Below are 12,220 nucleotides of genomic sequence, written 5' to 3' on the forward strand. Positions count from 1 at the left end.
AGATGTCAACGGAGTGGACGGCGTGAGTGACGTCTCGGAAGTCTTTCTGGAACGCCTGATTGAGGCAATCCACCACGGCCACCGGCTGGATGATCCGCGCGACCCGGAAGTCCTGAACCGCTGGGCCCAGATTTGCCGTAATCTGCCGGAAAACGCCCTGCCACTGGTGATCCCGCGGACTCTGCGGGGCCTGTTGCGCCAGCCCGATCTTGGCCCGCGCCTGCGGGATATCTGCGGTATTTCGGCGTCTCTGCCCCTGCAGCATGAGGCCATCGCCCCCCACGTCATCAGCTATCGCCGCTATATGGCTGCCCGTGGTAATGACCCGCAGAACCATGAGGCACAGCGGACAATCGCCCAGCTGCGGGCCGAGCTGCGCGCCCTGCGGCAGGAATTCCACGCCCTGTTCGATCAGGCCGCCGGTGTCGAGATGGAGCGCGAACGCCTGTCTTCGGAAAGCGCCAGCCTACAGCAACAGCTTCTGGCAGAACGCCTCCGCGCCGAAGAGGCCGAACGCCGCCTGCAGGATGTGCGCGATAAGACGTTCCGGATGTTCCGTCTGTACCTGTTCATGCTGCGCGAGGAACGGGAACGCCTGTCCAACGACCCACGCCGGGAACGCCTGCTGACGGCTGAAATCGCCGTGGAAACCCATGCGGCGACGCTTGAATCCCTTGGGTCGTTTGAACAGGCCGAGGAACAGGCCATGGAAATTCTGGGGGAACCGCTGTTCACTCAGTACTTCCGTGTTCCGGAGGGCTCTGGTCGGTTGGCAGGCCTGACCTCTGCCGAAGAGTCCGCGGCCAATCCCGAGTCGGCCCCCGTCTTGACGCCGGAGCCGGTCCAACAGAATGTCTTTGCCCTGCGTCCACGGGCCCGATCCTGATTTCAGGGCGGACCAAAACTGTATCGACGGCTGAGACTGTCGGTGAAGACCGCGCTAAAGATCCGGCACCTCTTTGCCTGTTCCGGCAGTCTTCTTAAGGTAAGGGACAAGACTTCCCAGCCGGACCCCCGTCATGATCCCAGCATCGTCTTCTTCCCGCGTCACCGCCGTTGACGCCCTGCGGGGCTTTGCCCTGTTCGGAATTCTGGTGGTCAACAGTGCGGCTTTTGCCAGCCCCTATTATGGCAGTGGCCTTGATGACCCGGCCTTTTCATCCTCCACTGACACCGTAATCCGGTTTCTGATCGCCTCGCTGTTCGAGTCGAAATTCTATCTGCTGTTCTCCTTTCTGTTCGGATACAGCTTCACCCTGCAACTGGCATCGGCAGCACGGGTTCAGCGCCCGCCCCTGCCGCCATTTCTGCGGCGTCTCGCCATGCTGTTCTGCCTTGGAGTGGCCCATGCCTGCCTGCTGTACCCCGGCGATATCCTGACCATCTATGCGTTGACCGGCCTGCTGCTGATCCCCCTGCGTCACCTGCCGCCCCGGCGCTGCCTGACCATCAGTGTCGGGCTGATCCTGCTGATGTCTATCGCCGTGACCGGACTCGGCCTGTCCGAATGGGGGACCCAAAGCAGTCAGACGACCCCTGAGCAGGTTGATATCGTCGCGGCAGCAACTCTGGCCAGCTATCAGAATGGTCTGCTCGCCACAATCCGGTTCAATACGCGGGAATGGACTGAGACCGTCTGGCTATTTCTGCTGATGTATCAAGGCCCCCATGCCCTGGCGATGTTTCTGCTGGGGCTGGTTGCCGGTAACAGGGGCCTTTTGCAGGGCAACCATCTGACGGACCGGTGCCTCTGGCGTGTTCTGCTGCTGGGCGGCCCGGTGGGATTGGCCGGGGGACTGGCTATCGCCACCGCACAGACTGGCCCGGTCGATGCCGTCGCCGGGGCAATCATCACCGGTCTGGCCGACCTGACCGCCCCCCTGCTGACAGCCAGCCTTGGGGCAACGGTCATTCTGCTCATCCGGCGCTTCCCCCACAGTCTTCCGGCGATCGGAATCACTGCTGCCGGGCGGATGGCCCTGACCAATTACCTCAGTCAGTCGCTGTTCTGCGCCGTGGTCTTTACCGGATACGGTACCGCCCTCAGCGGTCAGCTCTCCCCCGGCATGACCCTGCTGATGGTGGCGTTTTTCTATGGCGGACAGACGGCTTTTTCAGCCCTCTGGCTGCGCTTCTTTCAGCAGGGACCGGCAGAATGCCTGCTGCGGGCAGTCACCCACTGGCAGGCCCCCCGCCTGATCCGGGTTTCTTGAACCGGGGTTCTTCATCAGGATCCGGAGCCGTGGATCAGCCCCCCCGCACCCGGCGGATGAACAGATCAACCTCTGTCCGCAGGGCTTCTGACTGACGGCTGATTTCACCGGAAGCCGACAATACCTCCCCTGCCAGAGACTCGGTGGTTTCCGATGCTTCAACAATGTCGGAAATACCACTGCGGACGGCATCCGTACCCTGCGCCGCTTCCCCGGCATTGCGGGCGATTTCCTGCGTTGCCGCCCCCTGTTGCTCCACCGCACTGGCAATACCGGCGGCCACCTCATCAATCCGCCCAATCACACCCCGGATCCGCCCCATCGCCCGCAATGTGCGGGCGCTGGCGTCGCGGACCCCCACAATCTGTTCGGCAATCTCGCCTGTCGCCTTGGTGGTCTGTCCGGCCAGCGTTTTCACCTCGTTGGCAACCACCGCGAACCCCTTGCCGTTATCACGGGCCCGGGCGGCCTCAATCGTCGCATTCAGCGCCAGAAGGTTGGTCTGGCTGGCAATCGAATCGATCAGAGCAATGACTTCATCAATCCGGGCAACAGCGGCCGACAGGGTTTCCACCACTGCACCGGTCTCTTCGGCCTCAGCAACCGCTTCACCGGTAATGCTGCTGGCCTGCTCCACCTGCCGGACGATTTCCTGTATCGAGGCCGTCAGCTCTTCGGCAGCCGAAGCCATCGTCTGCACGTTTCCTGACGCCTCTGACGCCGCAGCGGTGGCCTGCGCCCCTTGATGCGAGGCCTGATGCGCCGCTTCGGTCATCGTCCGGGCCCGCCCTTCCATCTGCCGGGCAGAGGCAGACAGGGCCTGAACAACAGACTGGATCTGCTGTTCAAAACTATCGGCCAGAGCCGACAGCGCCGCACGCTTTTCTTCTTCAGCGCGGCGGTTCTGTTCCTGCTGCTCCCGTTCCAGATGGCGGACTGTCTCGGCATTGGTTTTGAAGATTTCGATGCTGCGGGCAATCGCCCCGATCTCATCGCGGCGGGCAGTCCCTTCCACCTGCACCGAAAGGGTGCCGCCAGCCAGACGCTGCATGGTATCGGTCAACCTCAGCAGAGGGCCGGTCACCGAACGGCGGATCACCAACAACGACAGCAGCAGAAGCAATGCCGACCCTGCGGCCACCAGACCGACAATCATTGTCACGGTTGCACGGGCGGTTTCCGTGGCCTGTCCCGACGTTTCGACCACCTTCCGGGCGCTATCATCAACCTGCCGGGCAATCGCCGCCTCCAGTTCGGAAAAGGCCGGGGCAAACTCGCGCTTCACGACATCCTGCGCGGTGTACATGTCATTCAGGCCAACGGCATCAGCAATCCGGACACCGATCCCGGTCAGGGCATCATACCGGGCAGTAAGATCCGCTGCCGGTTCGGCAAGCTGGGGGTGGATCGCCACCGCATCTTTCAGATACTGGACAAATGTTTCCCGGTTCCGGGTCTGAGCTTCCGCCAGCTTCTTCAGCTCTTCATAGCGGTCTTCCGCCATGACCATATAAGTGAGACGCCCCAGCGTTCCGACAGCCTGATTCGCCCGCTCCAGACGGACCTGCGCCGCAGCATCCCCAGACAGCAAACCGGCGTACAGATCATCGAGCACCAGCATCCGGAAGCCACTGTACCCCGCCGCCGCCAGAGCGGTCAGTCCCATACACAGCAAAATCACCGTCACTTTGATGTTGATGCCCACATTGCTCAGCATTGCCGTCTCCTCCCATCGCCACAGCCTGACTCACCGGGCGGTTTTCTTTTTTCAACGCCATGCCTGTTGAGCGGCACTTTCGGGAGACAGGTGGAGAGGGAGGGTAGCCCCCCTTTTCCACATGTCTGCGGCGGCGTGTCTGTCCTGATCCGTCTTGGATTTTATTGTTATACACCCAGTTTCATCCCATCTCACCAGCGGAGATGAAGGTGACGGTAAAGTGATCTGACCAAATTAGGATCAGCAAAGCACCAAACTCTGTCAATCAAAGCCTTCTCGGATTTCTGCGCCTCCTGCCCTATTGTTAGCGGCCACAAACATCCAACGGCCAAGCCGTCAGACACAGCAGACAGAAAAGGCTGCATTGGTATGACCAAACCGGTGAGACAGTTAACCTTGGGCCTTGTTGCCCACGACCGCTGCAAGCAGGCCCTCGCCGACTGGACACGGGAGCATCAGGATGCGCTGCGCCCCCATTGCCTGATTGCAACCGGCACTACGGCCCGGCTGCTGAGCGAAGCCGCCCCCGGGCTGTCAATCAGCGCTGTCCGCAGCGGTCCCCTCGGCGGTGATCAGCAACTGGGGGCCATGATCGCCGAAGGCCGCCTTGACGGGTTAATCTTCCTGATTGATGCCATGACCCCACAGCCACATGACGTTGACATCAAGGCACTGCTGCGGCTGTGCATTCTCTACGAAGTGCCCTTGGCGGTGAATTTGACCACGGCCACACTGCTGATCGGTAATGCCGACTTTCTGGCCGGAGCCCGCACCCCGGCAGCCGACCCGGCCCCGCTGTACGCAGCCTATGCCAACCGGCCTCTGACCGCCCCCTGAGAACAGGCAATCCTTTAGGAAAATAAAACAGAAAAGGGCCTGACCACGGGGGTCAGGCCCTTTTCTTAACTGGACGCTTCCCCATCAGACTGACAGAGAAAAATCCCGCATCAGTGCAGCTTCTGGCCGACAACCTTAATGGCATCGTCGATCAGAGCCCCGGCCTTATCAGCCGCCATGTTGTCGGCAATCAGCTTGCCGGCAGTCTTGATGGCGATATCAACAGCCAGATTACGGACTTCGGCCAGAGCGGCCTGTTCCGCCTGAGCAATACGCTCAATGGCCTGCTGCTCGCGACGCTTCACGGCTTCTTCCAGCGCTTCGGCGGAGGTCCGCTTCAGACGCTCGGCTTCCTGCTCGGCGTGGGCGACAATGGCAGCAGCTTCCTGCAGGGCATCGCGCTGCTTGCGCTGGTAATCAGCCAGCAGAGCCTGCGCGTCTTCACGCAGCTTGCGGGCTTCGTCCAGCTTCGCTTTGATCTGGGCCGCACGGGTATCCAGACCGGCAACGATGGCACGCAGCACCGGGCGGAACGCCAGACCGACAACCACCACGAAGGCAGCAGCGACCCAGAACTCAGCCTGAGCATAAAACGGGCCGTGGTGAGCAGCCTCGCCAGCAGAGGCAAAAGCGGCGGAGATCATCACGCGCTCTCCTTCATCACACCGGACACGGCCGCCTGAACGGTGGCTTCATCCGGGGACAGACCGGCCAGACGGGAAACAGCGGCAACAGCGGCACCACCGGCAATGTCACGCACCGAAGCCAGAGCTTCGTCACGGGCCTTACCGATACGCGCTTCACCCTGCTTGATCTGCTCGGCAAGGGCGGCATTCACCGCCTTGTTGCGTTCGTCAGCAGCCTTGGCCATTTCGTCCTGCGCGACGCGCAGAACATCATGGGCCTTGGCACGGGCTTCAGCCAGAGCCTTCTCGTAGGAGCGGATCGCATCCTCGGTCTCGGCCTTAAGCTGGTGAGCGCGGTCGAGATCGTCCGCGATCAGTTTCTGGCGCTGCTCGAGCACTTCGCCCAGACGCGGAATCGCGAAGCGCGACACCACGATGAACAGCAGCACGAAGGTCACGGCCAGCCAGAACAGCTGGGACGCGAAAGTTGTAGGATCGAACTGAGGCATGGGCTCCGGGCTCCACGGCTAGTCGCGTCGGGGCCAGAACCGTACGTTCCGGGCGTTCAATCAGGTTATACCCCGATGAAGGACCCCGGAAGCGGCGTGTCCCGTCTGGCAAAAAGCCGACTGGATCGCTGTGTTCTGGAACAGTTGCAGGGAGACGCGTCTCCCTACCCCCTTTTCAGGAACTTACCTGACCGCAGGGATACCGTTTGACAGGCATCCTCTGCGGTCAGTCAAGTCAGCGGATCGACGGCGATTAGGCCGCGAACAGCAGGATCAGGGCGACGACCAGAGCGAACAGGGCGATAGCTTCGGTCACGGCGAAGCCGATCCAGCCATACAGTTCGACGCTGCTCTTCGCAGCCGGGTTACGGCCGACGGTGGCGATCAGGGAGGACCAGATGTTGCCCACGCCGATACCCGAACCGATCATCCCGATGGCGGCCAGACCAGCACCAATCATCTTCGCAGCAGCAGCTTCCATTTTTCTCTTCCTCTGGTGAAAAAGAACCGTTGAGAACTAACGATTACGTTGAAACAGACACCTCACCGTCCCGGCATTCCGGGGATCAGTGCATGTTGATGGCGTCGTTCAGGTAAATACAGGTCAGGATGGTGAACACATACGCCTGGAGTGCCCCGATGAAGAACTCCAGAACGGTGATGCCGGACACCACGGCGAACGGCACGATACCGCCGACAACGCCGAGGGACACCACGAACCCTGCCAGCACCTTCAGCATGATGTGACCGACGGTCATGTTCGCAAACAGACGGACGGACAGGCTGAACGGACGGGACAGGTAGGAGATCAGCTCGATCGGGATCAGGATCGGAGCCGTCGCCAGCGGCGCCCCATGCGGGAAGAACATGTGCAGGTAGTGAAAACCATGACGGGCAAAGCCGATGATGGTCACACCCACGAAAATCAGCACCGCCATTGCCGCAGTCACCGCGATATGGCTGGTGAAGGTGAAGGAATACGGCAGCATGCCAAGCATGTTGCCGATGAAAACGAACACGAACAGGGTGAACACGAAGGGGAAATACTTCATGCCTTCCTTGCCGACGTTATCGCGGATCATGTTCGCGATAAAATCGAACAAAACTTCACCGACAGCCTGCCAACGGCCCGGCACCACCGCCCGCTTACGGGTGGCGAGCCAGAAGAACACCGTGGCAACGAGCACCGCCGCGACCATCGCCGCCGACGAGTTGGTGAAAGTATAGAAGGGCAGAGCGCCACCCTCGTGGGCCACCGGAATGATCGGCTTTACCGCGAACTGCTCGACTGGACTGGCCACCGTTCTTCCTCTTCCGTTATGCCCCGCCGCTGATCTTTGCCTGCGGCATCCGCCACAGGCGCCGCCTGCTGCGGAGCCCCTTCCGGGCACACCCCGAAGGGCATACCACTTAACCAAGGACCGCCCGCATCGTCAGGATGTCTCCTGCGGCACGGACGGACCGTTTTGACCCGCCTTCCTGCCCGGTTTCCCCGGTACGGTGCGGCGTTATTCTTTTGCGTCTCCGGAGCCTTGCTCCCGGCGACGCTTGCGCTCAACGGCCTGACCGAGTCCGACACTGTCGTCCAGTCCCTTGACCACGCGGTAGACGTTCATCACCCCTGCCGCAGCGCCTAAAATCATCATCACAATCATCAGCCAGGGACGGGTCCCCAACCAATCATCGGCAGCCCAGCCCAACGCAGTCCCCACCAGCGTGGTGGTCACCATCTCAATCCCGATGCGCGTCGCCAGACCCAGGCCGGAGATATTTTCCGGCCGGTTGCGTGCCACTTCGGGCTGATCCATCCCCGCGGCACTGCGGGCAGCGCGCAGGCGGGCATCGATCTCCGAGAGGTCAGAGGAGTTTTTGCGGTCGTTATCCATGGAAAAAACGCCGTTTTCATCCCCTGCCAGACTTCAGCGGGCTCGCTGAAAAATCGGGCGCACCATACGTTTTGCTCACCTGACTGTCAAGCGCGAAAAGCCCGTCCCCGCAACCTCGCGAGCAACATATTTCCTTTATTTTTCAATAAACTAGACAACCAGAGACGCATCGACAGACAAAGAAATACCTACCCGCTCGGGCAGTTTACCCTACCTCACGCAGGGCTTCGGCCTCACGCAGGTTGACAGAAACCAGTTTAGAAACACCACGTTCCTGCATGGTGACACCGTACAGACGGTCCATCCGCGCCATTGTCATCCGGTGGTGAGTCACCACCAGAAAACGGGTACCCGACACATTGCTGCGGGTCAGTTCGTCCAGCATCGTACAGAATCGGTCAACGTTGGCATCATCCAGCGGGGCATCGACTTCATCAAGGACGCAGATCGGTGCCGGATTGACCAGAAAGACTGCAAACAGCAGCGCCAGTGCGGTCATTGCCTGCTCACCGCCCGACAGCAACGACAGAATCTGAAGGCGCTTCCCCGGCGGCGACGCATAAATTTCCAGACCGGCCTCCAGCGGATCATCACTTTCCGTCAGGGCAAGATGGGCGCGGCCACCGCCGAACAGGCGGGTGAACAGGCGACGGAAATGCACATCAACCTGCTCAAACGACGTCAGCAACCGCTGCCGACCTTCACGGTTGAGTTCATTGATCCCCTGTCGCAGCCGGGCAATCGCTGCGGTCAGGTCGTCCCGTTCAGTCACCAGAGACGCCATCTGCGTGTCCAGCTCAGCGGTTTCCTGTTCCGCCCGCAGGTTGACCGGCCCCATCGCCTCACGGTCCCGGGTCAACCGGGCCAGCAGGGCTTCCAGCTCCGGCAGGGTATCCGGCAGCGGGGTGGCCTCAGCGCCTTCTGACGGAGCAGCCTGTGCAAGTGCGTGAGCCTCTGCCGGTGTGACCCCGAGTCGCTCTGTCAAAGCCGCAGCGGCCTGCTCAACCTGCTGCTGCCCCTGCTCCAGCAGGGCTTCCGCCCGAATCCGGGACTCGCGGGCCGTTGTGGCTGCCGTCGCCGCCTCCCGCGCTGCGCGGTCGCTGTCTCTGGCGGCCAGCTCTGCCTCAGCCAGACGGTCAGATGCGTCCTGAGCCGCCTCTGCCGCCTCTTCCTCCTGCGCGATCAGGGTAAAGCGCTGTTCCTCAAGAATCAGCGGCTGCTCATCGAGATCCTGCCGCTCTTCGTCCAATATGCTCTGACGGCGGTCAAAGTCTGCCATCAGGGCTGCACTCTCAACGGCACGGCGGTCCCAGTCGGCAAGATCACGGCGAATCGCATCGGTACGGCGCTGACGGTCCGCCGCATCGCGCCGAGCCCGGTCAAGCGTCGCCTGCGCTTCGGCCAGCCACTGCCGCTGCTCGCTCAACCGCACCCGGGCGTCCTCCGCCCGAATCCGCAGCTCTGCGGGGTCATCCAGAGATTCCAGCGCCAACAGGACAGCATCATGGTCCGACCGGGCGGCCTGAAGATCCGCCTCTGCCGTCTGCCGCTGGCCGTGCAGGGCCTCCCGGCGGGAGGCCAGAGCGGCGGCCCTGCGGACCTGTTCGGCGTGAAGCTTCCGCGCCGCAGTCAGGGCGGCGTCGGCATCACGCACCGCCCCGCGCGCCCGCTGCAAACGGGTGTCGGCTTCGGCCGCACGGTCCTGCCTCTCCGCCACCGCCTGCTCAGCCCCGGCCAGATCAGAGGCCTCCAGTGCCAGCTCCCCTTCCAGCTCCTGCAGCCGGTTCCGGTGCTGAAGGCGCAGCGCCGCCGCAGACGGTGCCCCGGCCCGCTGGACAAAGCCATCCCAGCGCCACAGATCCCCATCCGGCGAGACCAGACGTTGACCCGGCTTCAGACCGGGAAGCAGGGCCTGCCCACGCTCGGATGAAAACACCACCCCGATCTGACTGAGACGGCGACGCAGCTCTTCCGGCGCCTGCACATAGTCGCTCAACGGCTCCGCCTCTTCCGGCAGATCCGGCAGACCGGTCACCACCCGCCCGGCATCCAGCCACTGCCGGGGCGCCGGACCCTCGACCGGGGCGCTCAGGTCTTCGCCCAGCGCTGCCCCCAGCGCCTGTTCATACCCGGCCTCAACCTGCATCGAATCGAGAACCGGCGGCAGGCTTTGCCCTTTCCCGGCCGGGCCGCTGAGCACGGCCATCAGCCCCTGCACCTCAGCCTGCAGACGGGCATGGCGGGCGCTGACCTGCTGGTGACGGTCACGCGCCTGCGTCAGGGCATGCCGGGCGTTTTCCTGCGCCGCTTCTGCCTGCTCGAGATCCTCCCGCGTCCGCTCGACCGCTTCAGCGGCCTGTTCCTGCCGCATCTCGGCTTCAGCCAAAGCCTCGGTCTCGGTATCATCCCTCAGGAGGGCTGCTTCGGCGTCTTCCAGATCCTGAAGGCGCAGGCGCAGGCGCTCCAGCCGCACCCGTCCGTCGTCGATCTGCCGGGACAGCGCGGCCCGCTCCGCTTCCCGCGAAGCAACCTGTGCGGTCAGCGATGACACTTCGGCATCCAGGTCCTCAACGGTTTCCGCCAGCAGAGCAACCCGTTCAGCCGCAGCGGCCTCAATTTCGCCCTCGCCCTCAGCCGCCAGAAGCAAATCATCCAGTTCGGCCCGCAGACGCTCTACCGTCGCCGCCGTGTCATCCGCCCGTGCCTGTTCCCGCAGACGGTCTTCTTTCAACTGGCGGAGACGCTGATCAAGCTGACCCCGGGCATCCTGCAGACGGCGCTCTTCCGCCCCCAGCTGTTCATGAGCCAGACGCAGGCGCTGCAGCCGGGCCCCGGCGGCGGCGGCGGCCTCGCGCAGCGGCGGCAGCGTTTCCGCCAGCTCCTCAGCCTGCCGCTGTGCCGCGCTGGCCCGCTCTTCCAGAGCCGCCACATCGACCAGAACCCGACGGCTGTCGCTGTCAGCATCCTGCAGGGCCTGCACCGCCCGCGCCCAACGGCGATACAGCAGCGCGGCCTCAGCCCGGCGAATCCCCTCGGACAACAGGCGGTAGCGCTGCGCCTGCCGGACCTGCCGCCGCAGAGAAGTCAGCTGGCTGTCCAACGCAGCCAGAACATCCTCAAGGCGCTGCAGATTCGCTTCTGCCGCCTTCAGACGGTTTTCCGCTTCATGGCGACGCGTATACAGACCACCGATCCCGGCGGCCTCTTCCAGAAGCGAACGGCGCTGTGACGGCTTGGAATTGATCAGGGTGCCAACCCGCCCCTGCGATACCATCGCCGTCGACCGGGCCCCGGTGGCGAGATCGGCAAACAGCACCTGCACGTCGCGGGCCCGTACCTCCTTACCGTTCAGGCGATAGGCGGAGCCATCCCCCCGTTCGATCCGGCGGGTAATTTCCAGTTCATCGGCAATGTTAAACAGGCCCGGCGCCTGCCGGGCACTGTTATCAAGGCAGATGGTCACTTCTGCCATATTGCGGGGCGGACGGTGCGAAGTGCCGCCAAAGATGACGTCATCCATTTCCCCGCCGCGCATCTGCTTGGCGGAGGTTTCCCCCATCGCCCAGCGCAGGGCTTCGACCAGATTGGACTTGCCACACCCGTTCGGCCCGACCACGCCGGTCATGCCGGGTTCAATCAACAGCTCTGCCGGATCGACAAAGCTCTTGAACCCGGCAAGACGCAGTTTAGCAAAGTGAATCACGGGGCGGCGCGGTCCGGTACCGGCTTACTTCGGCAGCAGGCCGTCAATGATCTTCGAGAAAGCCGCGAAATCCCGGCTTCCGGCATACAGCTGCCCATCCACCACGAAAGAGGGGGTGGACTGGATCTTGAAGGTCTGCTGGGCAGAGGCCTGCACATCCTGAATCTGCTTGAACAGGTTTTCGTTCTGGAAGCAGGCCGTCAGGGTCTGGTCCGACATTCCGGCCAGACGGCCATACTGCTTCAGCGACTCCAGCGGGTTGCTAGCCCGTGCCCAGGTCTGCTGATTGCTGAACAGCACTTCCAGCAGACGGAAATACATCGGCTCCGGCGCACAGCGGGCCATCAGCGCCCCGCCAAGGGCCACCTGATCAAGCGGAAAATCACGCATCACCAGCTTGACCTTACCGGTGTCGATGTAGGTTTCCTTGATCTTCGGCAGCACTTCCTTATGGAAAGCGGCGCAGTGCGGGCAGGTCAGGGACGAATATTCATAGATCGTCACCGGGGCATCAGCCTTGCCCAGCACCCGCTCCGGATAACCCGACGGCAGGGTAATGTCTTTTTCAGCCGCAAGGGCCGGAGCAGCCGCAAGGCTGACAGTGCCAACCGCAACACCGGCGGTCACAACGGTGGCGGCTGCCGACAAAGCAATACCGGCAATCAAACGACGCAGAGTCAACACGCGACAGTCTCCTGTAATTGCGCTCGCCGCCCCCCGCCCCTGCGG

The 12,220-nt window shown here is 62.7% G+C and carries 11 protein-coding genes; 3 read left to right on the plus strand and 8 right to left on the minus strand.

Annotation, left to right across the window (positions count from 1 at the left end):
- Nucleotides 1-22 precede the first annotated feature (22 nt).
- Together G365_RS0114440 and G365_RS0114445 are read left to right on the plus strand one after the other, a co-directional pair.
- The gene (locus tag G365_RS0114440; protein WP_155976298.1) at nt 23-886 is read left to right on the plus strand and encodes a hypothetical protein; all 864 of its coding nucleotides are present in this window, start codon (nt 23-25) and stop codon (nt 884-886) included.
- 133 nt (nt 887-1,019) lie between these two features.
- Nucleotides 1,020-2,213: a DUF418 domain-containing protein gene (locus G365_RS0114445; RefSeq protein WP_019646240.1), complete on the plus strand. Its 1,194-nt coding sequence runs from the start codon at nt 1,020-1,022 to the stop codon at nt 2,211-2,213.
- A 34-nt stretch (nt 2,214-2,247) separates the two neighbouring features.
- On the opposite strand, the gene G365_RS0114450 is transcribed toward G365_RS0114445, so the two are convergent.
- Nucleotides 2,248-3,930, minus strand: a complete 1,683-nt coding sequence (locus tag G365_RS0114450; protein ID WP_019646241.1) for a methyl-accepting chemotaxis protein — start codon at nt 3,928-3,930, stop codon at nt 2,248-2,250.
- A 381-nt stretch (nt 3,931-4,311) separates the two neighbouring features.
- On the opposite strand from G365_RS0114450, the gene G365_RS0114455 reads away from it, so the two are divergent.
- Nucleotides 4,312-4,767: a methylglyoxal synthase gene (locus G365_RS0114455; RefSeq protein ID WP_245554762.1), complete on the plus strand. Its 456-nt coding sequence runs from the start codon at nt 4,312-4,314 to the stop codon at nt 4,765-4,767.
- A 110-nt stretch (nt 4,768-4,877) separates the two neighbouring features.
- On the opposite strand, the gene G365_RS0114460 is transcribed toward G365_RS0114455, so the two are convergent.
- The 7 genes from G365_RS0114460 to G365_RS0114490 all read right to left on the minus strand — a co-directional run bounded on the left by G365_RS0114460 (nt 4,878) and on the right by G365_RS0114490 (nt 12,172).
- Nucleotides 4,878-5,411, minus strand: coding sequence for a F0F1 ATP synthase subunit B family protein (locus G365_RS0114460; RefSeq protein WP_019646243.1), 534 nt, complete (start codon nt 5,409-5,411; stop codon nt 4,878-4,880).
- Nucleotides 5,411-5,902, minus strand: a complete 492-nt coding sequence (locus tag G365_RS0114465) for a F0F1 ATP synthase subunit B family protein (RefSeq protein ID WP_019646244.1) — start codon at nt 5,900-5,902, stop codon at nt 5,411-5,413. The genes G365_RS0114460 and G365_RS0114465 overlap by 1 nt, the downstream gene beginning before the upstream one ends.
- Before the next feature lie 253 nt (nt 5,903-6,155).
- A complete protein-coding gene (locus G365_RS0114470) occupies nt 6,156-6,383 on the minus strand; it encodes an ATP synthase subunit C family protein (RefSeq protein ID WP_019646245.1) in 228 nt (75 codons plus the stop codon).
- A gap of 85 nt (nt 6,384-6,468) precedes the next feature.
- Nucleotides 6,469-7,203, minus strand: coding sequence for a F0F1 ATP synthase subunit A (locus G365_RS0114475; protein ID WP_019646246.1), 735 nt, complete (start codon nt 7,201-7,203; stop codon nt 6,469-6,471).
- A 207-nt stretch (nt 7,204-7,410) separates the two neighbouring features.
- Nucleotides 7,411-7,788, minus strand: a complete 378-nt coding sequence (locus tag G365_RS0114480; protein WP_019646247.1) for an AtpZ/AtpI family protein — start codon at nt 7,786-7,788, stop codon at nt 7,411-7,413.
- 205 nt (nt 7,789-7,993) lie between these two features.
- Nucleotides 7,994-11,491 carry a chromosome segregation protein SMC gene (gene smc / locus G365_RS0114485; RefSeq protein WP_019646248.1) on the minus strand — a complete coding sequence of 1,166 codons (3,498 nt, stop codon included), beginning with the start codon at nt 11,489-11,491 and terminating at the stop codon, nt 7,994-7,996.
- 24 nt (nt 11,492-11,515) lie between these two features.
- Nucleotides 11,516-12,172, minus strand: a complete 657-nt coding sequence (locus G365_RS0114490; RefSeq protein ID WP_245554763.1) for a DsbA family protein — start codon at nt 12,170-12,172, stop codon at nt 11,516-11,518.
- Nucleotides 12,173-12,220: the final 48 nt, after the last annotated feature.

Source organism: Novispirillum itersonii subsp. itersonii ATCC 12639, assembly GCF_000381985.1.
GTDB classification, from domain to species: Bacteria; Pseudomonadota; Alphaproteobacteria; order Rhodospirillales; family Rhodospirillaceae; genus Novispirillum; species Novispirillum itersonii.

Bases quoted from the DNA above. Each gene is read 5' to 3' on its own strand.
- G365_RS0114445 (WP_019646240.1), top strand. From the start codon at position 1,020: ATGATCCCAGCATCGTCTTCTTCCCGCGTCACCGCCGTTGACGCCCTG.
- G365_RS0114450 (WP_019646241.1), bottom strand. From the start codon at position 3,930: ATGCTGAGCAATGTGGGCATCAACATCAAAGTGACGGTGATTTTGCTG.
- G365_RS0114460 (WP_019646243.1), bottom strand. From the start codon at position 5,411: ATGATCTCCGCCGCTTTTGCCTCTGCTGGCGAGGCTGCTCACCACGGC.
- G365_RS0114465 (WP_019646244.1), bottom strand. From the start codon at position 5,902: ATGCCTCAGTTCGATCCTACAACTTTCGCGTCCCAGCTGTTCTGGCTG.
- G365_RS0114470 (WP_019646245.1), bottom strand. From the start codon at position 6,383: ATGGAAGCTGCTGCTGCGAAGATGATTGGTGCTGGTCTGGCCGCCATC.
- G365_RS0114480 (WP_019646247.1), bottom strand. From the start codon at position 7,788: ATGGATAACGACCGCAAAAACTCCTCTGACCTCTCGGAGATCGATGCC.